26 protein-coding genes and 1 tRNA gene are annotated in these 21,116 nt (G+C 65.8%); 11 read left to right on the forward strand and 16 right to left on the reverse strand.

Going from position 1 to position 21,116, the window contains the following annotated elements:
* Positions 1-163 precede the first annotated feature (163 nt).
* Positions 164-1,087 carry an arginase gene (rocF, locus tag V9K91_RS17735; protein ID WP_095362577.1) on the reverse strand — a complete coding sequence of 308 codons (924 nt, stop codon included), beginning with the start codon at positions 1,085-1,087 and terminating at the stop codon, positions 164-166.
* Positions 1,088-1,397: 310 nt separating this feature from the next.
* Between rocF and V9K91_RS17740 the strand changes: the two genes are divergently transcribed.
* The 4 genes from V9K91_RS17740 (at position 1,398) to V9K91_RS17755 (ending at position 3,850) form a co-directional block, all read left to right on the forward strand.
* The gene (locus V9K91_RS17740) at positions 1,398-1,850 is read left to right on the forward strand and encodes a roadblock/LC7 domain-containing protein (protein WP_336443671.1); all 453 of its coding nucleotides are present in this window, start codon (positions 1,398-1,400) and stop codon (positions 1,848-1,850) included.
* 77 nt (positions 1,851-1,927) lie between these two features.
* Positions 1,928-2,287, forward strand: coding sequence for a hypothetical protein (locus tag V9K91_RS17745; RefSeq protein WP_068848577.1), 360 nt, complete (start codon positions 1,928-1,930; stop codon positions 2,285-2,287).
* Between the two features lie 76 nt (positions 2,288-2,363).
* On the forward strand, positions 2,364-3,314 hold the full coding sequence (locus tag V9K91_RS17750) for a hypothetical protein (RefSeq protein WP_093535038.1): 951 nt from the start codon (positions 2,364-2,366) through the stop codon (positions 3,312-3,314).
* Positions 3,311-3,850, forward strand: coding sequence for an ATP/GTP-binding protein (locus V9K91_RS17755; RefSeq protein ID WP_068848575.1), 540 nt, complete (start codon positions 3,311-3,313; stop codon positions 3,848-3,850). Before V9K91_RS17750 ends, V9K91_RS17755 begins: the two co-directional genes overlap by 4 nt.
* Positions 3,851-4,000: 150 nt before the next feature.
* Here the strand turns inward: V9K91_RS17755 and V9K91_RS17760 are convergent, their stop codons facing one another.
* The 5 genes from V9K91_RS17760 to birA all read right to left on the reverse strand — a co-directional run bounded on the left by V9K91_RS17760 (position 4,001) and on the right by birA (position 7,542).
* Positions 4,001-4,759 carry a DUF3800 domain-containing protein gene (locus V9K91_RS17760; RefSeq protein ID WP_095362576.1) on the reverse strand — a complete coding sequence of 253 codons (759 nt, stop codon included), beginning with the start codon at positions 4,757-4,759 and terminating at the stop codon, positions 4,001-4,003.
* A gap of 137 nt (positions 4,760-4,896) precedes the next feature.
* Positions 4,897-4,972 (reverse strand) — tRNA-Thr (locus V9K91_RS17765).
* Positions 4,973-5,011: 39 nt separating this feature from the next.
* Positions 5,012-5,833: an SPOR domain-containing protein gene (locus V9K91_RS17770; RefSeq protein WP_095362575.1), complete on the reverse strand. Its 822-nt coding sequence runs from the start codon at positions 5,831-5,833 to the stop codon at positions 5,012-5,014.
* Positions 5,834-5,842: 9 nt separating this feature from the next.
* Complete coding sequence (locus tag V9K91_RS17775) at positions 5,843-6,580, reverse strand: type III pantothenate kinase (RefSeq protein WP_093535042.1); 738 nt, start codon at positions 6,578-6,580, stop codon at positions 5,843-5,845.
* Positions 6,577-7,542, reverse strand: a complete 966-nt coding sequence (birA, locus tag V9K91_RS17780; RefSeq protein ID WP_095362650.1) for a bifunctional biotin--[acetyl-CoA-carboxylase] ligase/biotin operon repressor BirA — start codon at positions 7,540-7,542, stop codon at positions 6,577-6,579. The genes V9K91_RS17775 and birA overlap by 4 nt, the downstream gene beginning before the upstream one ends.
* Before the next feature lie 135 nt (positions 7,543-7,677).
* On the opposite strand from birA, the gene V9K91_RS17785 reads away from it, so the two are divergent.
* Both V9K91_RS17785 and V9K91_RS17790 read left to right on the forward strand, forming a co-directional pair.
* Positions 7,678-7,950 carry a hypothetical protein gene (locus tag V9K91_RS17785; RefSeq protein WP_068848566.1) on the forward strand — a complete coding sequence of 91 codons (273 nt, stop codon included), beginning with the start codon at positions 7,678-7,680 and terminating at the stop codon, positions 7,948-7,950.
* On the forward strand, positions 7,917-8,714 hold the full coding sequence (locus tag V9K91_RS17790; RefSeq protein ID WP_095362574.1) for a M90 family metallopeptidase: 798 nt from the start codon (positions 7,917-7,919) through the stop codon (positions 8,712-8,714). Before V9K91_RS17785 ends, V9K91_RS17790 begins: the two co-directional genes overlap by 34 nt.
* A gap of 64 nt (positions 8,715-8,778) precedes the next feature.
* Here the strand turns inward: V9K91_RS17790 and V9K91_RS17795 are convergent, their stop codons facing one another.
* From V9K91_RS17795 to dusA, 4 genes are all read right to left on the reverse strand, one after another.
* Positions 8,779-10,203 carry a sensor histidine kinase gene (locus tag V9K91_RS17795; protein ID WP_068854505.1) on the reverse strand — a complete coding sequence of 475 codons (1,425 nt, stop codon included), beginning with the start codon at positions 10,201-10,203 and terminating at the stop codon, positions 8,779-8,781.
* 23 nt (positions 10,204-10,226) lie between these two features.
* Positions 10,227-10,910 carry a response regulator transcription factor gene (locus V9K91_RS17800; protein ID WP_004136763.1) on the reverse strand — a complete coding sequence of 228 codons (684 nt, stop codon included), beginning with the start codon at positions 10,908-10,910 and terminating at the stop codon, positions 10,227-10,229.
* Positions 10,911-10,982: 72 nt separating this feature from the next.
* Positions 10,983-11,351, reverse strand: a complete 369-nt coding sequence (locus V9K91_RS17805) for a hypothetical protein (protein ID WP_083214038.1) — start codon at positions 11,349-11,351, stop codon at positions 10,983-10,985.
* A 213-nt stretch (positions 11,352-11,564) separates the two neighbouring features.
* The gene (dusA, locus tag V9K91_RS17810) at positions 11,565-12,578 is read right to left on the reverse strand and encodes a tRNA dihydrouridine(20/20a) synthase DusA (protein ID WP_095362573.1); all 1,014 of its coding nucleotides are present in this window, start codon (positions 12,576-12,578) and stop codon (positions 11,565-11,567) included.
* Between the two features lie 139 nt (positions 12,579-12,717).
* Here dusA and V9K91_RS17815 point away from each other — a divergent pair, with 139 nt between their 5' ends.
* Both V9K91_RS17815 and V9K91_RS17820 read left to right on the forward strand, forming a co-directional pair.
* Positions 12,718-13,032 (forward strand): hypothetical protein, encoded by a 315-nt coding sequence (locus tag V9K91_RS17815; protein ID WP_336443670.1) that lies wholly within the window; start codon positions 12,718-12,720, stop codon positions 13,030-13,032.
* Positions 13,033-13,035: 3 nt separating this feature from the next.
* Positions 13,036-13,332 (forward strand): helix-turn-helix domain-containing protein, encoded by a 297-nt coding sequence (locus V9K91_RS17820; RefSeq protein WP_068848524.1) that lies wholly within the window; start codon positions 13,036-13,038, stop codon positions 13,330-13,332.
* 32 nt (positions 13,333-13,364) lie between these two features.
* Here V9K91_RS17820 and V9K91_RS17825 read toward each other — a convergent pair whose 3' ends face one another.
* Positions 13,365-13,841 (reverse strand): hypothetical protein, encoded by a 477-nt coding sequence (locus V9K91_RS17825; protein ID WP_095362572.1) that lies wholly within the window; start codon positions 13,839-13,841, stop codon positions 13,365-13,367.
* 109 nt (positions 13,842-13,950) lie between these two features.
* Here V9K91_RS17825 and V9K91_RS17830 point away from each other — a divergent pair, with 109 nt between their 5' ends.
* Complete coding sequence (locus V9K91_RS17830) at positions 13,951-14,907, forward strand: cation transporter (RefSeq protein ID WP_249833543.1); 957 nt, start codon at positions 13,951-13,953, stop codon at positions 14,905-14,907.
* Positions 14,908-15,093: 186 nt separating this feature from the next.
* A complete protein-coding gene (locus tag V9K91_RS17835) occupies positions 15,094-15,552 on the forward strand; it encodes a hypothetical protein (protein WP_336443669.1) in 459 nt (152 codons plus the stop codon).
* Here V9K91_RS17835 and V9K91_RS17840 read toward each other — a convergent pair.
* Positions 15,545-16,375, reverse strand: coding sequence for an AraC family transcriptional regulator (locus tag V9K91_RS17840; RefSeq protein WP_095362570.1), 831 nt, complete (start codon positions 16,373-16,375; stop codon positions 15,545-15,547). The two genes, V9K91_RS17835 and V9K91_RS17840, sit on opposite strands and share 8 nt — an antisense overlap.
* Before the next feature lie 111 nt (positions 16,376-16,486).
* On the opposite strand from V9K91_RS17840, the gene V9K91_RS17845 reads away from it, so the two are divergent.
* A complete protein-coding gene (locus tag V9K91_RS17845) occupies positions 16,487-16,912 on the forward strand; it encodes an organic hydroperoxide resistance protein (RefSeq protein ID WP_093535056.1) in 426 nt (141 codons plus the stop codon).
* A 167-nt stretch (positions 16,913-17,079) separates the two neighbouring features.
* Here V9K91_RS17845 and mmsB read toward each other — a convergent pair whose 3' ends face one another.
* The 4 genes from mmsB to V9K91_RS17865 are packed head-to-tail and all read right to left on the reverse strand — an operon-like array spanning position 17,080 to position 21,102.
* Positions 17,080-17,970 (reverse strand): 3-hydroxyisobutyrate dehydrogenase, encoded by an 891-nt coding sequence (gene mmsB, locus V9K91_RS17850; protein WP_068848514.1) that lies wholly within the window; start codon positions 17,968-17,970, stop codon positions 17,080-17,082.
* Positions 17,967-19,142 carry an enoyl-CoA hydratase/isomerase family protein gene (locus tag V9K91_RS17855; RefSeq protein ID WP_249833540.1) on the reverse strand — a complete coding sequence of 392 codons (1,176 nt, stop codon included), beginning with the start codon at positions 19,140-19,142 and terminating at the stop codon, positions 17,967-17,969. The genes mmsB and V9K91_RS17855 overlap by 4 nt, the downstream gene beginning before the upstream one ends.
* Positions 19,139-19,939 carry an enoyl-CoA hydratase gene (locus tag V9K91_RS17860; RefSeq protein WP_095362568.1) on the reverse strand — a complete coding sequence of 267 codons (801 nt, stop codon included), beginning with the start codon at positions 19,937-19,939 and terminating at the stop codon, positions 19,139-19,141. The genes V9K91_RS17855 and V9K91_RS17860 overlap by 4 nt, the downstream gene beginning before the upstream one ends.
* Positions 19,936-21,102, reverse strand: coding sequence for an acyl-CoA dehydrogenase family protein (locus V9K91_RS17865; protein WP_095362567.1), 1,167 nt, complete (start codon positions 21,100-21,102; stop codon positions 19,936-19,938). The genes V9K91_RS17860 and V9K91_RS17865 overlap by 4 nt, the downstream gene beginning before the upstream one ends.
* Positions 21,103-21,116 lie beyond the last annotated feature (14 nt).

The raw sequence follows: 21,116 nt of genomic DNA on the forward strand, positions 1-21,116 counted from the left end.
ACTACCGAAATACGGCCCCACCTGCCTCTTGCAGATCGCGGAGGTGTCGGCGCCGTTCCCGGCACTGCCCCCGCGTGAGATGCAATCTGGGGTCTGGCGCGTGCAATCGATGTGAACGCGGCGCGTGGCCGTTCAGCCACGCGCCGGGAAACCCCGCTACCGCTCAGTCGCGCATCAGCGTGGACTTGCCGAACAGGCTCTCCACCAGGTCCACGGCCAGCACTGCGGTGGCGTTGCGGTTGTCCAGCAACGGGTTGAGTTCGACGATGTCCAGCGAACCCATGCGCCCGGTGTCGGCGATCATTTCCATCACCAGCTGGGCTTCGCGGTAGTTCACCCCGCCCGGCACGGTGGTGCCCACGCCCGGGGCAATGCTGGGGTCGAGGAAGTCCACGTCGAAGCTCACGTGCAGATGGGTGTTGCCGTCGATGCCTTCCAGCGCCGCTTCCACCGCGCGCTTCATGCCGGCCTCGTCGATGTAGCGCATGTCGTACACATCGACCTTGTGCTGCTTGATCAGGCGCTTCTCTTCCTGGTCAACCGAACGGATGCCGATCTGGCGCACCTGCTGCGGGCAGATCGCCGGGGAATCACCGCCCAGCCTGGTCAGCGCGTCCGGACCCAGCCCGCACAGGCAGGCCACCGGCATGCCGTGCACGTTGCCCGACGGGGTGACCTCGCTGGTGTTGAAGTCCGAATGCGCATCCAGCCACAGCACGCGCAGGTCACGGCCCTGTTCGCGGCACCAGCGCGCCACGGCGGTGATCGAGCCGATGCCCAGGCAGTGGTCGCCACCCAGCATGATCGGCAGGCGGCCGTCCTGCAGTTCGGCATAGGTGGCGTCCATCAGCACGCGGTTCCATTCCACCACTTCATCCAGGTGGCGGTAGCCCTGCTCCGGCGGCGTCCACGGGTTGCGCGGGCCATCCAGGTTGCCGCAGTCGCGCACGTCCACGCCACGTGCGGCCAGGGCCTCGCCCAGGCCGGCGATGCGCAGCGCCTCCGGCCCCAGTCCGGCACCCCGGGCACCGGCTCCGATATCCGTGGGTACGCCGATCAGGGACACCGCAGGTTGACGATTACTCATGCTGACTCCACACACACGGAAAATCCCACCAGTCTAGTGATCCGGTGGCCAAACCACTCGCGGCGTCGCAGCAGCAGGCGCCAAAGCGCTGACCGCTGGCGGCGCGGACTGACCCGCCACGTCGCATCCGGACCCAGCGCGAAAGCCTTATGTGTCAATGCTTTGACACACACGAAAGGAACACTGCGGTTCATCTTACGTTGGCCGTGAAGGCAAAAATTACGTGCTACATTTCACACTTCTTCGCAGTACTGATTGACTAATCCGCGCAGGGTTGGTCTGTGTTTTGTCGTGTTTCAGGGGGCAGTACGTGCAGCGCAGCAGCATCCACCAGATCGTCCGCAATGCCAGTGGCGAGAGCCAGCCGGCCCGGCAGTTGTATGACACCGCCGCCATTGAACAGGCCTTCCAGCATGCGCGCGAACGCGAGCGCGGGCTGAGCCTGCTGATGCTGTCCACCGCCGACGGCCGCGCCGTGGCCGAAGATTCCGCGCTGGGCGTGGATGGCCGCCGCCTGGCCGCCATGGCCAATTCGTTCCTGACCCTTGGCGAGACCGTCTCGCGCGAGCTGGCGCTGAGCGAAGCGGATTACGCCACCATCTGCACCAAGCTCGGCAACGTGGTGCTGATCCGCATCCAGGCCGACAAGCCGCTGACCCTCACCGCCGTGGCCGGCCACGAGGTCAACATGGCCGTGCTGCTGTTCCACGCGCGCGAATGCGCCTCCCGCCTCGATTCCGTGCTGCGCCCGCGCGCGGCCTGAGCACCCTTCGGTTTTGTTGTGCCCTTCCGGCAGGCATTCGCCTGCCTCTCCCACTGCCTGAAGTAAAAAGGATTTACGTGCCCAATCTCAATCTGGAAAAGCTCAATTCGCTCGCCGGTTTCGTCGGCGCCGCGCTGGTCGACGGTGACAGCGGCATGGCCCTGGCCATGGTCGGCGGCGGCAACATCAACCTGGAACTGGCGGCTGCCGGCAACACCGAAGTGGTGCGTGCCAAGCGCCGCGTGGCCGAGCAGCTGGGCCTGTCGGACACCCTGGAAGACCTGCTGATCACGCTGACCACGCAGTACCACCTGATCCGCCCGCTGGAAAGCAACCCGCTGCTGTTCCTGTACGTGGTGATGGACCGCAGCAAGGCCAACCTGGCCATGTCGCGCCATGAACTGAAGGCCTTCGAGAAGACCCTGGACTTCAGCTGATCGCAGGCACTGCCGCCGCGCCGCGCCCCTGACCGGGTGCGGCGCGGTGGTCGCTTCGGTTGCGCGGTACACCCCCATGAATACCCCCACCCGTTCTTTCCGCATTGCCGCCATCGGGCTGGACGTGCTGCATCACACACGCCTGAAACTGGCCAGTTCGATGCTGCTCGCCGAGCGCATGGAGGTGGTGCTGCAGCCGTGGTCCGGTGATGCCTGCGACCTGCTGGTCATCGGCCTGGATCACGCCGATGCCGCGCGCGCGCTCAGCGAGGCGCATGCGGCCAACGTACCCACGCTGTCGATCGCGCGCCGTTATGCCGATCCGGCCCCGGGCCGGCTGCCGCATGGCGCCACCGTACGCGACATCAACGAACAGTTGTCCAGCCTGCTGCAGGCCACGCCGAGCTTGGACCGGCCCGCCGACGGTGTGCCGCTGCTGCTGCAGTTGGCTTCGTCCACCGGTTCGAACCTGCACCTGCTGCAGCGGGGCGCGATCACCGTACTGGTGGACACCGCCACGCGCAGCATCGCGCTGCCGCCAACCACGACGCTGTCGGAGCTGGTGGCACAACTGGATGACGTGGCCTGGTCGGGCAGCGTGATCGATGCGCCGACGTTCGAACACCAGTACGCATACCGGTTGCCGCAGCGCTACTCGTTCGAGGCGCTGTATTTCTGCATCGCCCGCCATCGCCCCCTGCTGCTGCCAGCGCCTGCCGAGCATGCACCGATGAAGCTGCGCCATTGGCCGGACCTCAACCCGGATGATGTGCCCAGCACGTGGCTGCTGGCCATTGCCTGCCTGCATGCCCGCCCGTGGCAGCCCAATGCATTGGCGGCGGCTTGCCAGATGCCGCGCAACACGGTGCAATCCCTCTTCTGTGCTGCTGTAGCCAGTGGCCTCGCCCTGACCCAGGAGCCTGCCGTGCCCCCAACTTCCCGCCGCCGTCAGCCCGGTGATTCGCGCTTCTTCTCGTGGGTGGCGCGCCGCTTCGGCCTGAATCTGTTCCAGGGGAGCACGTCATGAGCCTGCCCGCCAACAAGCTGGTGTTCGTGGGCAGCATGGGCGCCGGCAAGACCACCGCAGTGCGTGCGATCTCCGACGTGGAGCCGGTGAGCACCGAGATGCCGATGAGCGAAGACGCGATGGGCGACAAGGTGGAAACCACCGTCGCGCTCGATTACAGCTCCATTGAACTGGACGACGGCGAGTTGCTGCACGTGTACGGCGTACCGGGCCAGCGCTACCTGGACTTCATGTGGCCGATGGTGTGCGAAGGCGCACTGGGCGTGATCGTGCTGGTGAGCGCCGGGCATCCGGAGCCGGTTGCTTCCACGGTGGAGCTGCTGCAGGAGTTCTCGCGCATCGCACCGGAAGCGAGCCTGGCGGTGGGCGTGACGCGTACCGATGAGTACCCGGCGCTGTTGATTCCGGAATTCCGCAATGCGCTGTTCGACGCAGGCCACCGTCTGCCGGTGATGCGCGTAGACGCGCGTTCGGCCACGCAGGTGACGTTCCTGGTGAAATCGCTGCTGTCGTATCGGTACGCCGAGACGAACTGACCAATGCTCCTGCCTATCGAAATCGCTTAAGCCATTGATTTCTTTGCAGCACCAGTTTGCGAGAACTGTGTTACTTTGGGATCAGATCTGACCGGTGGCTCGTCCACCCAGTAGGATCTACCCGGGCACCGAAAGGTGCCCTTTTTCTTTCTACAGCCGGACAATCCCTTCAGGGTCCTGTGTACTGGCCGCTCTACATAGCATCGGCGACAGGCGATCGAAGTAGTGGCTGCCACCTTTTCTTCGCATGTACCCATTTGGTACGAGCCGTTGGTAAAGCAGAAATGCACAGAGGTCCGCAGACTGGATCAGCAACGAGTGCCGGGAATCCCGATAGACCGGATCTTCCAGGATGCGCCTCAGCTGTAATGACCGGTACCCCCCGAGCTGACTTGGCACTGGGTTGTGGTGGCGCATCCTGCGGAGCAACTGCGTGAGCTTCTTCTGTGGCTCGCCATCGGCAAAGATCATGCCGCGCTCTTCCTGGCCGGCGGTCCCGCGAAAGTTCCGGAAGGCGATTGTGTTTTCGAATCGCTGGATCAAGGCCTGCCAAGCCTTTTCGAAGGGGTCGTAACCAGCGCTTTTTCCCTGCTTATCTACAACCACGTTGATCAGGTTCGCATCCGGCAATCGCGCCAACTCATCCGCAAAGTGACGGAGTATGGCCAAGCGGTCATGCTTGGCAATGCGAGACAGCTCCTCTGATCCGCGCACAAACTGGGCGGCATGGACTTCTTCCCTCAGCTTAAGTTCGAAGTGATCCCTGATACGAAGCCGGAAAGCGACCAGCGCGTCCAGCGACAGACGCCAATCCCGCTCGTGAACCACCAACCCGGAAAGAACGAAATATCGGCTGGGTGAGTTCACCATGCCTGCATCACCGCTCTCGTCCACATACATGAAGTACATGCTGCTCCCTTGGCTCGCCCTTGGCGAACTGAAAGATGAGCAGAAGAGTCTCGGTGACGGCGCCGCAACACGCCAATTGAACGTTGGCGGACAGATGACCCGTTTCCACAGGGAGCATCTATGGCGCTGGAGGAAAATGGTGCCGACACCCGGATTCGAACTGGGGACCTACCGCTTACAAGGCGGTTGCTCTACCAACTGAGCTATGCCGGCAAAGGCACGGCGACGGCATTGCCGGCGCGGAGGGCGATTCTAGCGCAAGCCCGCGCATTCCAGCGAGCGTTGCTGGGCCGCGCCACTGCGCTGGCGGGCTGCGCCCGGGCTGGCCTTGTCGGCCAGGGCCGCATCCACCCACCACTGCGCGCTGCCTTCACTGCCGCCGACCAGGCGGGCGCTGAAGCCGGCCGCGCTCAGGGCGGCCAGGCGGCGCTCGGCGCCTTCGCGGTTGCGGTACTGGCCCAGGGCGATGGCGTTGGCGTCTTCGCCCTGGGCCATGATGTAGTAATCGCTGATGCCCGCGGCGGCAATGCGTTTGACCGTGGCCTGGGCCTCTTCGCGGCTGGCGGCCGCCGGCATCATCACCCGGTAGGTGCTGCTGGCGCCGGGTTTGGGGACTTCACGCAGGCGCGAACGCTGAACGAGTTCGCCGGCCTTGCCCTGGGCGGCCATGGCGGTGTCGCGATCGGCGAAGGGGCCGAGGCTGATGCATTGGAGGGGGCCGGGGGGTGTGGGGGCCGGCGGCGTTTCCGTGGGCCGGCCAACGGCCGGCGCCACCGAAGCCGTCGTCGGCGCGGGGTTGGGTGCGGCCGGTTCCGGAGTGGCTGGCGCGGTGGGCTTGGGCGGTGCCGGGGTAGTGTCTGTCAGTGCCGTGGTGGTGGCAGCGGGCTGCGCGCTTGCGGCGCCCGGTGCGGGTGCGGCCGCTGCCGGTGCACTGGGGCTGTCGAGCAGCTGCAGCTGGGCTACGCCGGTAGGCGTGGCGGGCGGCGCCGCCGCGGGTTCGCCGCGCAGCATCCACCACAGCGCAACGCCTACGTTGAGGATGGCCAGTACGACGATCAGGGCACGGGTAAGCATGCCGCGATCCTACCGCGACGCCGGTGGCTGGTGCACCGCCCAGCGCGCGAGACCATCGAGCACCAGCGCCGGCTGGAACTGTGCATCGGCCAGCAACGGCATCAGCGCCGGTGCGCCACCGCCGTGCACCAGCAACGCCGGCACCCTGCCCAACACAGCGGCGGCCTGCACGCGGCTGCGTTCGATCAGCGCGACGGCTGCGCCGTCGCAGCCCGACGCGAGGGCGTCGGCGGTGTCGTTGGCGAACTCGCTGTAGTCGCCACCCTGCGCCGGCAGCTGCACCGCGCGTGCATGCAAGGCTTCGCGCATGGTGGTCGGCGAGGCAGCGATGCGGCCGCCGTGATGCTGGCCATCGGCATCAAGCAGGTCGATGGTGAGCGCGGTGCCGACACCGGCCACGACCACGGCTTCGTGCCGTTCGGCGGCGGCGATCAGCGCCAGATAACGGTCCACCCCGAACTTCGACGGATCGGCATAGGCGATGCGCACGCCGGCGCAGCTGGCTTCGGTGGTTGCCACGCGAACGTGGGTAAAACGAGCGCGCAGCACCTCGAGCATGCTGGTGGTGAGAGCCGCGGCGGCCACGCTGGCCACGTAGGCGGTGTCGCCGCTGGGCAGCTGCGCCAGCGCATCGGCCGGCATCGCTTCGGCGCCATGCGGCCAGGCCTGCACATCGCCCGCGCGGATGCCCTGCAGCGGTGCGAACTTGAACCGCGAATTCCCCAGGTCGAACAACCAATCGCTCATTGCGCCCTCACGCTGACTTCCCCGGCATGGAACACCCGCTCGCTGCCGTCGATACGCACCCGCAGCGCGCCATCGTCGGCCAACCCCAGCGCCTGCCCTTCATGCATCACGCCACCATCGTCCACCCGCACCGTGCGTCCGGCCAGGCTGTCCAGCGCGGCATAGCGTGGCAGGAACGGGGCCAGGCCGTCGCGCTCGAAGGCTTCCAGTGCCGGCAGCAGCGCCGCCAGCAGCCAGGCCACCACCGCGTTGCGTTCGATGTCGTTGCCCAGCAGCGTGGCCAAGTCGGTCCACGGCTGGGTGATCCCGGCAGCGAACGCGGCCGGCATGCGCACGTTGATGCCCAGCCCGATCACCGCGCGCGCGGGGCCGGCGAACTCGCCGCCGCCTTCGACCAACAGGCCGCCGAGCTTCTGCCCGTCCACCACGATGTCGTTGGGCCACTTCAGGCCTACGTTGGCAACGCCATGCGCGTGCAGCGCTTCGGCCACGGCCACGCCCGCGACCAGGCTCAGCCCGCCCAGCCGCGACAGCCCGCCCGCGAAGCCGCGCAGCACCGACAGGTACACGTGCGCGGCCAGCGGCGAGGCCCAGGCCCGGCCGCGACGGCCACGGCCGCCGGTCTGGCGTTCGGCCAGCAGCACCCGCGCGCCGCGCTCCGGCGCGCTGCACCGCAACAATTCTGTATTGGTCGAACCGACGGTCCAGGCCACCTCAAGGGTGTCCAGCAGGGGCCTCAGCGCAGGAGGGAGCTGGGCCGTAATGGCCTCGGCATCGAGCAGATCCAGGTGCTGCTGCAGCTGGTAACCATCGCCGGCGCGGCCATCGATTTCGATGCCTGCCGCTCTAAGCCCTTGAATTCGCTTCCAAATTGCGGCACGGGTCTGGCCCAGCTCGCGGGCCAGCGCGTCGCCGGACAGTCGCCCGGCGCCCAGTTTGGCCAGCAGTTGGCGGTCGTCCACGGCAGCTTCCATCGGTTGATCGGCAAAAGTATGCGGGAAAGCGCCGGACAGCGCCCGCCCGGGGGGCTTCCAATTGAGACAGTGAATCGGGCTAGAATCGAAGATTGACCCCCTTCGCCCTTCCGGATGTTGACGATGCGCCCGTTCGCCCATTGCCTGCTCCTGCTGTTGGCCCCGATGGCCGCGCACGCTTCCGATGCGCTTACCAGCTCGGGCCGGGGTGGCTGCGTGTATTCGGCAGCTGAAGAGCGTGCGGCCCCGGCGACCACGCCGACCAGCACCGCTCCGACCACGGTCAAGCCGAGCGCAACCGCACCGGGCAGCACCGGCGGTGGCGGCGACGACGATGTGTTGCCGCGCCTGCGTGCGCCGAAATGGCACAGCTTCCTGCCGGGCATGTTCCGCTGATCCAGTCGTTGTTGCGCTGGCTGCGCTCGTCACCGCGCCCGATTCCTGATTCCGCCTGGCAACGCACCTGCCAGCGCACCGCGTGGCTGCGCGGCCTGCCGCCCGAACGTGTGCAGCGCCTGCGGGTACTGTCCGCCGCGTTCCTGCACGACAAGACCATTACCCCCATTGGCGGGCTGCAGCTGGGTGACGACGACGCGTTGCTGATTGCCGCGCTGTGCTGCCTGCCGCTGCTGGAACTGGGCGAGGTGGGATTGCGCGGCTGGTCGCAGGTGCTGGTGTACCCCGAAGGCTTCATCGTGCCGCAGAGCGAGATGGACGAAGACGGGGTGCTGCACGAATGGGAAGAGGAAGCGATCGGCCAGGTGTCGCACAACGGCCCGCTGCTGCTGTCCTGGCAAGACGTGCAGGCCGAACTGGAGCATCCGCACGAAGGGGCGTGCGTGGTGGTGCATGAGATGGCGCACCGCATCGATGTGCTCGATGGCGTGCTCGATGGCACCCCGCCGCTGCCGCGTGCGTGGCAACAGCAGTGGGCCGCCGATTTCCAGCAGGCATTCGATGCGCTGTGCGCGCAGGTCGATGCCGGCGTGGAGACGGTGATTGATCCGTATGCAGCCGAAGCGCCGGATGAGTTCTTTGCGGTGGCGACCGAGTATCACTTCTCGGCGCCGGATGTGCTGGAAGCGGAGATGCCGGTTGTGGCCGGGCATTTGAGGCGGTTTTATGGGGCGCCGCCTGCGGTTGGGCTCCGTACCGACTAACAGTCGGTACCTACCGGAAACAGCGCAGCGGTAGGTACCGACCGTTGGTCGGTACGCCGTTGATTCAAGGCCCGGGCGGCAACTTCACTTCAAACCGCGCGCCACCCAGTTCCGGTGAACGCTTGACCTGCAGTTCGCCGCGGTAGTCCTTGATCAGGTCCTGCACGATCGACAGGCCGATGCCGTGGCCCTGCACGCGTTCGTCGCCGCGCACGCCACGCTGCAGCACCTTGGCGATGTCGTCCGGGGCGATGCCCGGGCCATCATCGTCCACCGACAGCACCAGACCGGCGCGACGCATGCCCGGCGCGCTGAACGGCTTGGCGGTGAGCAGCACGCGGCGGTTGGCCCACTTGAAGGCGTTCTCCAGCAGGTTGCCCAGCAGCTCCTGCAGGTCGCCCGGCTCGCCATGGAAGCGCGCGCCGTCGTCGATGTCGAATTCGCACAGCACGCCCTTGGAGGCGTACACCTTCTCCAGCCCGCGCACGATTTCCTCGGCGTTGGACTCGATCGGCAGCGGCGCCGAGAACAGCTTGTGGCCCGACGATGCCGCGCGCGCCAGCTGGTAGGACACCAGGTTGTTCATGCGGCGCAGCTGCACATCGAATTCCTGGCGCAGGTCCTGGTCGGCCGCACCACTGTCGAGCTGCGTGCGCAGCACCGCCAGCGGCGTTTTCAGGCTGTGCGCCAGGTCGGCCAGGGTGTTGCGCTGGCGCTCGAGGTTCTCGCGCTCGCTTTCGATGAAGGCGTTGATGCTGTCGGTGAGCGGTTCCAGCTCGCGCGGGTGGCGTTCGCTCATGCGCTCGGTTTCACCGCGCTGCACTTTGGTCAGCTCGGTGATCACCCGCCGCATCGGGCGCAGGCTCCATTGCAGGATGACGGTCTGCAACAGCAGCAGGATCAGCCCCGCGCCGCCCATCCAGAACCACACCCGGCCACGGAACACGCGCAGCTGCGCACCGAGCGCGCGCGAGTCTTCCATCACGTAGATGGTGTACGGAAATTCGGTGGCAGGGTCGGCGTCGGCATCCCACACCAGGCCCAGGCCATAGCGGTACACCGAGCCCTGGCTGCCGTCGATCTGGATCATCGGCAGCGGGCCTTCGAACACTTCCTGCCGCGGGGCCAGCAGCTTGCCGCCCACGGTGGGCAGCATCGGGCCTTCGGCGGACATGGAATTGCCCTTGCCGTCGGGCATGACGACCTGCAGGTACAGGCCGCTACCTGGGACATCAAAGCGGGGATCCGGCGGTTGCTCGCGGATGTACAGCGAGCGGTCGCGGGTGAAGTCGATGCCGGCCGCGTAGGCGGTGGCATAGTTTTTCAGGCGCTCGCGCAGGTTGGCGCGCGCCGTGTCGGCGAACGCGGCATCCAGTGCGTAGCCTGCAATCGCCAGGAAGGCGAGCAGGCTCACACTGGCGGCCAGCAGCTGCCGTGCCTGCAGGGAGCGCGGCCGCCAGCGTTTAAAGAACCACAGACGGCCTGACATCATCCCATCGCCGGACTAACGGCTCAGCCCTCGTTGCGCGGAATCGCGAAGCGGTAGCCGCGGCCACGCACGGTTTCGATCGGCTTGAGTTCGCCGTCCGGATCCAGCTTCTTGCGCAGGCGGCCGATGAACACTTCCAGCACGTTCGAGTCGCGGTCGAAATCCTGCTGATAGATGTGTTCAGTGAGGTCGGCCTTGGAGACCAGCTCACCGGCATGCATCATCAGGTATTCCAGCACCTTGTACTCGTAGCTGGTGAGGTCCACGTTGCTGCCGGCAACGCTGACGGTCTGCGCGGCCAGATCCAGCGCAACCGGACCGCATTCGAGCGTCGGCTTGCTCCAGCCAGCCGCACGGCGCAGCAGCGCGTTGACGCGTGCCAGCAGCTCTTCGACGTGGAACGGCTTGACGAGGTAATCGTCGGCGCCCTGCTTGAGCCCTTCGACCTTGTCCTGCCAGCTCGAGCGGGCCGTAAGGATCAGCACGGGGAACTTCTTGCCCTCGTCGCGCAGCGCCTTGATCAGTTCCATGCCCGACATCTTGGGCAGACCCAGATCGATGATGCCGACGTCGAACGGCACTTCGCGGCCCATGTACAGACCTTCCTCACCGTCCTGTGCGGCATCGACGGCAAAGCCTTCGCGCTTGAGCCGGGCTGCAAGGGTTTCCCGCAGCGGGGCTTCGTCTTCGACCAGAAGGATACGCATGAACTCTCCCTAGTGTCCTGGGTGTGGCCTGGGGCCAGTGGCTAACAGATGACTGCGGACAACTATCCCCGTTCAGGGGTTATCGCCGCGTAGTGATGACATATCCGAACGCGGCGTGCGGGGCTGTGAACGCGGCTGGGCCGGATCGTCCATGTAGCGGACGCGCCCCCTGTCATCCATGTATTTCACCCGGTTGATGTCCCGGCCATCGAAGGGCACCCGTTCGGCGCCGAGGATGTGTCCACCGGTGGTCCGCTGGACCCGGCGCACGGCGTCGGACAGGGAGCGTTCCGGCGGGGCACCACGCGAGGCCCGCACCATCTCTGCCCGGGCCGGATCCGGCTGGGGGGCTTGGGCGCCGGCACTGCCAATGGCAGCAACGGCACCGCTCGCCAGCAGGGCGGCAACGGCAAGACGGCGGTGGCGGGTTACGGATGACATCAGGTCTGATCCTAGCGGAGCGCGTCAAAACGTTCAAAAGTTGTGAATCGGCAGCCGCCAGCCTGGGCCGGCACTTTACGAATCTTTTGCAAATTCTTGGTTTTACGCAGTGAATCCGGTCTGAACTTTTCTGACCGCCGCATCGCTTTGTTCATCTAGGTGAACATTGACGGCTACTTGTCGCCCGATGTCAAGCGCGGTCTGAGACGCGGTTCACGCTGCGACGCGTTCGGCCTGGTTGCGGGTGATGGTCAGGGCCTGCTCGATCAGGCTCCAATCGGCGCCGGGGCGGTGCGCGCCCTCGCTCAGCACCTGGCGGAAGGCGCGGCCCCCGGGCTGCCCGTGGAACAGGCCCAGCAGGTGGCGGGTGATGTGCTTCAGCGCCAGCCCACCGGCCAGCTGGGCCTCGATATAGGGGCGCATGGCGCGCAGCAGGGCCTCGCGCGGCTGCAGCGCGGCGCCGGTCTGGGCGGCCTCGAGCTGATGCAGCACATAGGGGTCGTGATAGGCCGCCCGACCCAGCATCACCCCGTCCAGCGCGGGCATCTGGGCCTGGGCAGCCTCCACCGTGGCCAGGCCGCCGTTGAGCACGATCTGCAGCTGCGGGCGGTCGGCCTTGAGCCGGTGCGCCCAGTCGTAGCGCAGCGGCGGCACTTCGCGGTTTTCCTTCGGCGACAGGCCCTTCAGCCACGCATTGCGGGCGTGCACGATGAACATCGCGCTGCCGGCGTTGGCCGATTGATCGACGAAGTTCACGAAGGTTTCGTAGTCGTTATCTTCATCCACGCCCAACCGGCACTTCACCGTGACCGGGATGTCCACCGCGCCGACCATGGCCGCCACGCACTCGGCCACCAGGGTGGGTTCGCGCATCAGGCAGGCGCCGAAGCGGCCGGCCTGGACCCGATCGGAAGGGCAGCCGCAGTTGAGGTTGACCTCGTCGTAGCCCCAGTCCTGGGCGATCTGCGCGGCCTGCGCGAGCAGGGCCGGATCGCTGCCGCCCAGCTGCAGGGCCAGCGGCTGCTCGCTGCCATCGAAGCCCAGCAGGCGCTCGCGGTCGCCGTGGATCACGGCGTTGGCGTGCACCATTTCCGTGTACAGGCGCGCACCCGGGGCCAGCAGCCGGTGGAACACGCGGCAATGGCGGTCCGTCCAATCCATCATGGGGGCGACGGAAAGGCGCAGGGAAGCGGCGTAGCGGTCTGCAGGGGTGGCAGGCAGGGTCATGGGTATCGGATCAGGCTGGGAAGTGCTGGGTTTACCAGCGCGATCAATAGTTTACACCGATCGACTGAACGTCACGCCCGACATCCAAAAGCTGAACGTACGTCAATGACGTATGTGCGCCATTGGCGTACCGTGCGTTATGCTCTTCATTGAAACGCCCACCTTTACCCGCGCGATCAAAGGACTGATGCCTGACGACGACTACGCCAGGTTCCAGCTTGAGTTGGCCGCGTCGCCGCTGGTGCGAGATGTAATTGAGGGAACCGGTGGGCTGCGCAAGGTTCGCTTGGGAATCCCAGGACGTGGGAAGCGTGGCGGTGCGAGGGTCATCTACTACTACATCGCCCCTTCGTCCCGGATCATCCTGCTTCTGGTGTACCCAAAGAATGTTCAGGACGCGCTGACCGCAGAACAGAAGATCGCACTCCGATCCATCATTGAGAACTGGAAGTGAGCCATGGACAACACCCTTTTTGCCGAACTGATGGGAAGCGTGGCTGAGGCCGATGAGATCCTGAAGGGTAATCAGGTACCGTCGCGTGAGCTCCATGTCAGCCCGGTGCAAGTGCGCGAGATTCGCCGAGCGACGGGGCTGTCGCAGCAGAAATTCGCGCGCATCATCCACGTGGACGTTGGCACGCTGCGAAACTGGGAACAGGGGCGGCGGGACCCCACGGGTCCGGCACGTGCCCTGCTCCACGTCATCATGAAGAATCCCAAGGAGACGCTTCGGGTGCTGGCGGAGGCGGGTTGATTCCTCGCCCGGTGGCCGGTAATTCTCTTGAATCAGGGGTTTTGCCAATCGCCCGCACGCCGGGTGCCCAATGCGACAAGCTCAATCTGGATGTGCTCGCGGACTCCTCCCCAGCCGTAGACGGCCTCAACGCTACGCGGTGCGCTGGTCGGGTCATGGGCTGTCACCTCCATTACCCGGTCAAGCATCAGCTTGCCGTTGTGCGAAGAACCTCTCCATAGCTCCAGCCGTAGCTTCAACGGAAGCAGCTCGGTGGACTGGTCCGCTTTCATGACGTTTACCCCGAGCGTATAGCCATCCCTCTCACTTGCGCCGATCGATACTTCGGCACGGCCAGCGGTTGGCATCCCCAGAATGGGGGCCATCACTTCCCTTCCGTTTATCGATACCTTGAACGACATGGCCTGGACGTTTTCAGGCATCTCCGATGCCGCTTGAACCGAAACCGGGATCGCGGTGACGGCCACCCACGAAGCAGCTACGAAGATTCCCCTGAACAATGGAAGCATTGAAGTTCACCTTGGATTGCGTGACCAAAGAAGGGCAATCTACTGCCCAAGTCGCCCTTGGCTCTCCAATGGCCGTCACGGATCCCGCTAGGATTTCCCCGAATTCACCATGAGCCTTTTTCACCCTTCCAGCTTCGACAGCACCACCGAACAAGGGGTCCTGCGCCTGTCAATCGCAGGCTCGTTCGGTGTCGCGGCAATCGCCGTCGCCTTCGGCTTGTTCGCCAATTCCTCGCTGATCATCTTTGACGGCATCTATGGCCTGATCGATGTGGTGATGACCTGGCTGTCGCTGTTGGTAGTTCGGTTGATCAGCATGTCCACCAATGTGGATGCGTTGCAGTCCCGCTTGAACCAGCGCTTCACCATGGGCTTCTGGCATCTGGAACCCATCGTGCTCGGTGTCAGCGGCACACTGATGATTGGCGCGGCCTTGTATGCAGCGGTCAATGCGGTGGACGCATTGATGTCCGGTGGCCGCGAGATCGCGCTGGGGCCTGCCATCGTGTTCGCGGTGATTTCCATCATCATCGAAAGCGGCCTGGCGCTGTTCGTGCGCCGCGCCAACCGCTCGATCGGTTCGGAGTTCATTGCGCTCGACGCGAAGAACTGGGTCGTCGCCGCGAGCATGTCGGCCGCCTACCTGGTCGCCTTCGTCGGCGGCTGGCTGCTGCGCGGCACGGAGTGGGCGTGGCTGGTGCCCTACATCGACCCGGCCATCCTGCTGGTGGTGTGCCTGTTCGTCGTGGTCGCGCCACTCGGCACCGTGCGGCAGGCACTGTCGGACATCCTGCTGATCACTCCGGTTGAGCTGCAGGCGCATGTAGATGAGGTTGCACGTGAAATTGTCGCCAAGTACCGCTTCATCGAACATCGCAGCTACGTGGCCAAGGTGGGCCGTGGCGATCAGATCGAACTGTTCTTCGTGGTGCCGGCGAACGACCCGCCGCGCCCACTGGTCGAATGGGACCAGCTGCGCGACGAGATTGGTGAAGCGTTGGGCGAGGAATCGACCGACCGATGGCTGACGATCATGTTTACTACTGATCGCGAATGGACGATCTGACGAGTCTGCTTGTGACGGGTGTAACGGAACATTCATCACGATAGGTTTCATTGAATCAAAGCGCACTGCCGATCTAAACGTTGCATTGGGCTTGAAAGACGCAGTGAATTACGGTTCTCGCAGCCCGCCTGACGGCGGCGCGCGCAGCGGGTGTTCCGTTGCGCGTAGACGAAAGGACCTTGATCAATGAAGAATGGAATTCCAACCCTTGCTGCGGCGGCCCTGGCGGTTTTCATCGCCGGCACGTCTGCCTCTTCAGCGCATGCGGACACCCGGTCGCCGACCATTGTTGTCGTCAACCAGTCGTGGGAAGCACATGAAGCGGAAGGCATCAGGGTGCTTGACTGGGTTGCCGCGCATTCTCCCGACCGAAGCCCAATCGGACGCAACGGACGGGTAACTGTTGAGCAGGTCAAGAAGTTTACTCGTACACGTCGGTCGAGCTCGGAAACCTCCGCGCCTCCCGGCGGCTTGCCGGACAAGGGTTCACAGGGCGAAGAGTACAACGTGGAAAACACCCTTCCAGACGGAACCACGCAGACGTGGAGCTATCGCTGGACTGAACCATCGACGGGCCACGGCGGACGTTGGGAAATGGTTGGCTACTCCTACCGCAAGGGCGATGATCCCCTCAACGTCAGGTAGTGTGCACGCCCTGCTTCCACTGCCGCGGCGATTGCCCGGTCTGCGACTTGAACGCGCGCGACAGCGCCGCTTCGCTGCCGTAGCCGACATCCACCGCGATCCGCTTTAGCGGTTGGCCCTTGCGCAGTGCCTGCTGCACCAGGCGCGTGCGCCAGCCCTGCAGGTAGTGGCCGGGGGTGCTGCCGATGGTGTCGCGGAAGCTGTCGGCAAACGCGCTGCGCGACATGCCAGCGCGTTGGGCAAGCAATTCGAGCGTCCATTCCTGCGCGGGTTCTTCGTGCATGGCCACCAGCGCGTGGCGAAGGCGCGGGTGTGCCATGCCGGCGAGCAGGCCGACGCGCAGCTGGCCGCTTTCCATCAGCGCGCGCAGGATCTGGATCATCACCACTTCGAACAGCCGGTCGAGCAGCGCCTGGCGACCGCAGCGCTGGGCGAAGGCTTCTTCAAACAGCACCGAGAGGATCGGCTGACCACCGTACAGTTCCGACAACGGCAGGCAGATCACCGGTGGCAGCGCGGCGGAGACGGGGTTATTGCCGCCGCCTTCGAACTGGAGGTGGGCGCAGGCGAAGTCGGCGCCGGTATCCGGGTCGGTGACGAAGCGGTGGGCGAGCGGGCGTGGGTAGACCAGCACGCTGGGTTCGGTGATCTCGATGACGCTGCCGTCGGCATGCTCGACCCGGACCTGGCCGCCGCGGATCAGGTGCAGCTGGCCGCGCTCGCCGTCGGCGGCCAGGTCGTTGATGCCGCACAACGCGCCGGCATGGAAGACTTCGGCATTGACCGCAAAGCGGCCGAGCAGGGATTGCAGTCGGTCGACCATCTCGGACTCCAGATCAAGTTTTCTGGACCTTATGTTGCCACACGTCCGCCTTGGAGGCGCACAGTACACCTCACCAACCGGTCCACCCCATTCACAGCCTGGAGCATTCCCATGTCGATTGAAAAGGTTCTCTACACCGCACACGCCACCGCCACCGGCGGCCGCGAAGGCCACGCCACCTCGTCGGACAACGTGCTGGACGTGCAGCTGTCCACCCCGCGCGAGCTGGGCGGCGCCGGCGGCCCGGGTACCAACCCGGAGCAGCTGTTTGCTGCTGGCTATTCGGCCTGCTTCCTGGGCGCGCTGAAGTACGTCGCCGGGCAGGCCAAGGTCGCGCTGCCGGCCGAGACCAGCATCACCGGCAACGTTGGCATCGGCCAGATCCCGACCGGCTTTGGCATTGAAGTTGAACTGCAGATCAGCGTGCCGGGCCTGCCGCGTGAGCAGGTGGAAGAGCTGGTGCAGAAGGCCCACATCGTGTGCCCGTATTCGAATGCGACGCGCGGCAATATTGATGTGACGCTGACCATCGTTTGATGGGAGTGTGTGCCGACCAACGGTCGGCACCTACCGCGGTCAATACGTCGGTAGGTCACGACCGTTGGTCGTGACGAAAAAAATGGGCGGATGCCGGTCGCGTTGACCGTGCATCCGCCCATCCCACCGCGGTGGATCCCGTTTCCGGGATGCATTCGTTGTTCCGGTTATTTTTCCGGGGTGACCAGCTGCACTACGCTGGAGAAATCGAGCTTGCCGCGGCCTGCCTGGTGGTTCATCGAGTACAGGTTGCGGGCCAGTTCGCCCAGCGGGATCGAGGCGCCTACGCTCATCGCCGCTTCCACGGCCAGGCCCATGTCCTTGAGCATCAGGTCGCTGCCGAAGCCGCCGCTGTAGCCGCGCGACGCCGGCGCATTTTCCAGCACGCCCGGCCACGGGTTGCACACTTCGGTGGCCCAGCTGCGGCCGGTGCTGACCGCCATCATCTGCGACAACACCTTCGGGTCCAGGCCATGGGCCACGCCCAGCGCGATCGATTCGCCGGTCACGGCCATGATCACGCCCAGCGCCATGTTGTTGCACAGCTTGGCCACCTGGCCGGCGCCGCTGGCACCCACGTGGAAGATGTTCTTGCCCATCGCCTGCAGAAGCGGGCGCGCGCGTTCGAGCGCATCGCTTTCGCCGCCGACGATGAAGGTGAGGGTGCCGGCCTGGGCACCGGCGGTGCCGCCGGAGACCGGGGCATCCAGCATCTGCAGGCCGCGTGCGGCCGCCGCTTCGGACACCTTGCGCGCGGTGGCAGGCGCGATCGTGCTGCAGTCGATCACCAGCGCGCCGCCGGGGATGTCGGCCAGCAGGCCGTCCTCGCCCAGGTACACGCCTTCGACGTGACGGCTGGCCGGCAGCATCGAGATGACCACTTCGGCGTCGGTCAGCGTGTCCAGCGCGGAGCTTGCGGCGGTGGCACCGGCGTCGACGGCGGCCTGCACGGCGGCCGGCACCAGGTCGAACACGCGCACGGCGTGGCCGGCCTTGGCCAGGTTGGCGGCCATCGGGCCGCCCATGTTGCCCAACCCAATGAATGCAATACGGCTCATGCGTGGCTCCTTTCAGGAACAGTGGCACCCAGGTCGGCCAGCGGGTGCGTGGCGGCTGTCCAGGGCGAAGCGAAGAAGGTGTCGGCCCAGCCCACCGTGGCCTCAGCCAGCGTCTGCGGCTGCCAGTGCGGGGTGCGGTCCTTGTCGATCAGCAGCGCGCGGATGCCTTCGGCGAAATCGCCGTGGGCGGCGCAGTGCAGCGCGGCGATGTACTCCAGGCGATAGACGTCGGCCAGCGACGCACCGGCGGTGCGCTTCTGCAGTTCCCAGGCCAGGCGCGCCGATCCGGGGGCACCGGCGGCGAGCGTGGCCTGCGCGGTCTGCAGCCACGGGTCTTCGGTCTGCAACGCGGCAATTGCGTTCACCACCGCAGGCACATCGCTACCCTCGCACAGCGTGTCGATCAACGCGGCGTTGCGCAACAGCGGTCCGGTGGCGGCATCGCTGGCGTGTTGCTGCAACAGGGTGCTGAGCTGTTCGTGGTTGCGCTTGGCATCCGCACTCCAGTGCACGTCGGCCAGCGCGTTGAATACATCGGCGCGCTGGGCCTCGGCGATATGGATGTCGGCCATGCCGGCATAGATGGCGTCGCCGGCATTGAGCGGCGCGCCGGTCAGGGCCAGGAACAGGCCGGCCTTGCCCGGTACGCGCGGCAGCAGCCAGCTGCCACCCACGTCCGGGAACAGGCCCACGGTAATTTCCGGGAACGCCAGCTTGGAGCGCTCGCTCACCACGCGGTGGCTGGCACCGGACATCAGCCCAATGCCGCCGCCCATGACGATGCCATGGCCCCAGCACAGGATCGGCTTGGCGTAGGTATGGATGGCGTAGTCGACGCGGTACTCCACGTCGAAGAATTCAGAGGCGTAGTGGTTGTCGCGCACATCGTCCGCGCCGGCATCGCGGTAGGCGCGCATGCTCTGGTACAGGCTGTGCAGGTCGCCACCGGCGCAGAACGCCTTCTCGCCCGCGCCCTGCAGCACCACCAGCGCGATGCCGTCATCGGCAGCCCAGGCGCCCAGGCGCTCGTGCAGCAGGTGCGCCATCGGCAGCGAGAAGCCATTGAGGGTACGTGGTGCGTTGAGCGTGGCAATGCCGATGCGGGTGCCGTTGGCGGCAGTGCGCTCTTCGAACAGCACCGGCGCCTCCACGCTGGCCTCGGGCGTGGTCATGCGTTCTTCCACTGCGGTGCGCGCTTTTCCAGGAAGGCGTTGACACCCTCGCCCTGGTCGGCGCGGTCGAACAGGTCGACGAAGGCCTCGCGCTCGGCGACCAGGGCCGAAGCGTGGCTGATGCCACTGCGGGTGGCCTGGACCAGCGTCTTGCAGGCCGCCACGCTGGACGGGCTCTGCTTGCCGGCCTTGTTCGCCCACTCGAGGGCCAGCGCCTTGGCTTCGCCCTTGCCAACTTTTTCTTCTGCCAGACCGATTCGCACTGCGGTATCGGCGTCGATGCGTTCGCCCAGCAGGATCATCCGCTTGGCCCAGCCCTCGCCGACCAGGCGGGGCAGGTTCTGGGTGCCGCCGGCGCACGGCAGCAGGCCGACGGTGGCCTCGGGCAGCGCGACCTGGGCGTGTTCTTCGATGATGCGCAGGTCGCAGGCCAGTGCGCATTCCAGCCCGCCACCCATGGCGTAGCCGTTGATGGCGGCAATCGAAACGCCGCGGAAACCGGACAGTGCTTCAAACGCTTCACCGAAGCGACGCGCAGCCTCACGGGCCAGCGCCTTGTCGCCGGAGGCGAACTGCTTGAGATCGGCGCCGGCGGAGAAGAACTTCTCGCCGCCACCGGTGATCACCAGTGCGTAGATGCTGGTGTCAGCATTGAGCGCACCGATCAGATCGCGCAGCGCCGACAGGCTGTGCACGGTCCACGTATGCGCCGGAGGGTTGTCCAGGGTCACCACGGCGGTGTGGCCGTCGGCCTCGACCTTCAGGCCCACGTGTTCCTGCTTGCGCCAATCCATCATCGCAGTTCCTCATCGGTGTTGAGCAAGTGGCGGGCCACGATCACACGCATGATCTCGTTGGTGCCCTCCAGGATCTGATGAACGCGGCTGTCGCGCAGCAGGCGTTCGATCGGGTATTCACGAATATAGCCGTAGCCACCGTGGATCTGCAGCGCGTCATTGCAGACCTGGAAGCCGGCGTCGGTGGCGAAGCGCTTGGCCATCGCGCACCACACGTTGGCATCGCTGGCACCGGCGTCGAGCTTGCGCGCGGCGGTGTGCACCATCTGCCGCGCGGCCACCAGCTGGGTGACCATGTCGGCCAGCTTGAACTGCAGCGCCTGGAAATCGGCCAGCGGCTTGCCGAACTGGCGGCGCTCGCCCATGTAGCGGCGCGCGGCATCCAGCGCGCCCTGCGCGGCGCCCAGCGAGCAGGCGGCGATGTTGATGCGGCCGCCGTCCAGGCCCTTCATGGCCAGCTTGAAGCCACTGCCCTCTTCGCCCAGCAGGTTGCCCACGGGCACGCGCACGTTTTCGAACGTGATGCCACGGGTGGGCTGGCTGTTCCAACCCATCTTCTCTTCCTTGCGGCCGTAGCTGATGCCGGCCAAGTCGGCCGGCACGGCCAGCGCGCTGATACCACTGGCGCCGGGACCACCGGTACGCGCCATCACCACCAGCAGCTCGGTGGCCCCGGCGCCGGAGATGAACGCCTTGGCGCCATTGAGCACGTAATGGTCGCCATCACGCACGGCACTGGTCTTCAGCGAGGCCGCGTCCGACCCGGCGCCCGGTTCGGTCAGGCAGTACGAGGCCAGCTTGCTGCCCGAAGACAGCGCCTGGCCCCACTCGGAGCGCAGTGCTTCCTGGCCCCAGCTGCTGACCATCCAGGAGGCCATGTTGTGGATGCTGATATAGGCCGCCGTGGACGGATCCACATTGGCGAGCTCCTCGATGACGACGGCGGCGTCCAGACGGCTCAGGCCGCTTCCACCGACTTCAGGATCCATGTACAAGCCACAGAACCCGAGTTCCCCTGCCTTGGCGATCGCCTCGCGCGGAAAGATGCCCTCCGCATCCCATCGCGCGGCGTGCGGCGCCAGTTCGGCCTGGGCGAAATCACGCGCGGCTTCTCTATAGGCCTGCTGCGCTTCTTCGAGTTCCGTCGTCATCGAGTTGCTCATGAACACTCCGTGCC

This window comes from Stenotrophomonas sp. CCNWLW57, from assembly GCF_037203925.1.
Classification (GTDB): domain Bacteria; phylum Pseudomonadota; class Gammaproteobacteria; order Xanthomonadales; family Xanthomonadaceae; genus Stenotrophomonas; species Stenotrophomonas rhizophila_A.

Excerpts from the sequence above, each read along its gene's own strand:
- V9K91_RS17775 (WP_093535042.1), bottom strand. The coding sequence starts at position 6,580 with ATGAGCGATTGGTTGTTCGACCTGGGGAATTCGCGGTTCAAGTTCGCA.
- V9K91_RS17845 (WP_093535056.1), top strand. The coding sequence starts at position 16,487 with ATGTCGATTGAAAAGGTTCTCTACACCGCACACGCCACCGCCACCGGC.
- V9K91_RS17865 (WP_095362567.1), bottom strand. The coding sequence starts at position 21,102 with ATGAGCAACTCGATGACGACGGAACTCGAAGAAGCGCAGCAGGCCTAT.
- V9K91_RS17830 (WP_249833543.1), top strand. The coding sequence starts at position 13,951 with ATGAGCCTTTTTCACCCTTCCAGCTTCGACAGCACCACCGAACAAGGG.
- V9K91_RS17800 (WP_004136763.1), bottom strand. The coding sequence starts at position 10,910 with ATGCGTATCCTTCTGGTCGAAGACGAAGCCCCGCTGCGGGAAACCCTT.
- V9K91_RS17805 (WP_083214038.1), bottom strand. The coding sequence starts at position 11,351 with ATGTCATCCGTAACCCGCCACCGCCGTCTTGCCGTTGCCGCCCTGCTG.
- V9K91_RS17795 (WP_068854505.1), bottom strand. The coding sequence starts at position 10,203 with ATGTCAGGCCGTCTGTGGTTCTTTAAACGCTGGCGGCCGCGCTCCCTG.
- V9K91_RS17860 (WP_095362568.1), bottom strand. The coding sequence starts at position 19,939 with ATGATGGATTGGCGCAAGCAGGAACACGTGGGCCTGAAGGTCGAGGCC.
- V9K91_RS17770 (WP_095362575.1), bottom strand. The coding sequence starts at position 5,833 with ATGCTTACCCGTGCCCTGATCGTCGTACTGGCCATCCTCAACGTAGGC.
- rocF (WP_095362577.1), bottom strand. The coding sequence starts at position 1,087 with ATGAGTAATCGTCAACCTGCGGTGTCCCTGATCGGCGTACCCACGGAT.
- V9K91_RS17760 (WP_095362576.1), bottom strand. The coding sequence starts at position 4,759 with ATGTACTTCATGTATGTGGACGAGAGCGGTGATGCAGGCATGGTGAAC.
- V9K91_RS17790 (WP_095362574.1), top strand. The coding sequence starts at position 7,917 with ATGGCACAGCTTCCTGCCGGGCATGTTCCGCTGATCCAGTCGTTGTTG.
- V9K91_RS17840 (WP_095362570.1), bottom strand. The coding sequence starts at position 16,375 with ATGGTCGACCGACTGCAATCCCTGCTCGGCCGCTTTGCGGTCAATGCC.
- V9K91_RS17755 (WP_068848575.1), top strand. The coding sequence starts at position 3,311 with ATGAGCCTGCCCGCCAACAAGCTGGTGTTCGTGGGCAGCATGGGCGCC.
- mmsB (WP_068848514.1), bottom strand. The coding sequence starts at position 17,970 with ATGAGCCGTATTGCATTCATTGGGTTGGGCAACATGGGCGGCCCGATG.
- V9K91_RS17825 (WP_095362572.1), bottom strand. The coding sequence starts at position 13,841 with ATGCTTCCATTGTTCAGGGGAATCTTCGTAGCTGCTTCGTGGGTGGCC.
- V9K91_RS17820 (WP_068848524.1), top strand. The coding sequence starts at position 13,036 with ATGGACAACACCCTTTTTGCCGAACTGATGGGAAGCGTGGCTGAGGCC.
- dusA (WP_095362573.1), bottom strand. The coding sequence starts at position 12,578 with ATGACCCTGCCTGCCACCCCTGCAGACCGCTACGCCGCTTCCCTGCGC.
- V9K91_RS17815 (WP_336443670.1), top strand. The coding sequence starts at position 12,718 with ATGCTCTTCATTGAAACGCCCACCTTTACCCGCGCGATCAAAGGACTG.
- V9K91_RS17855 (WP_249833540.1), bottom strand. The coding sequence starts at position 19,142 with ATGACCACGCCCGAGGCCAGCGTGGAGGCGCCGGTGCTGTTCGAAGAG.
- V9K91_RS17835 (WP_336443669.1), top strand. The coding sequence starts at position 15,094 with ATGAAGAATGGAATTCCAACCCTTGCTGCGGCGGCCCTGGCGGTTTTC.
- V9K91_RS17750 (WP_093535038.1), top strand. The coding sequence starts at position 2,364 with ATGAATACCCCCACCCGTTCTTTCCGCATTGCCGCCATCGGGCTGGAC.
- V9K91_RS17785 (WP_068848566.1), top strand. The coding sequence starts at position 7,678 with ATGCGCCCGTTCGCCCATTGCCTGCTCCTGCTGTTGGCCCCGATGGCC.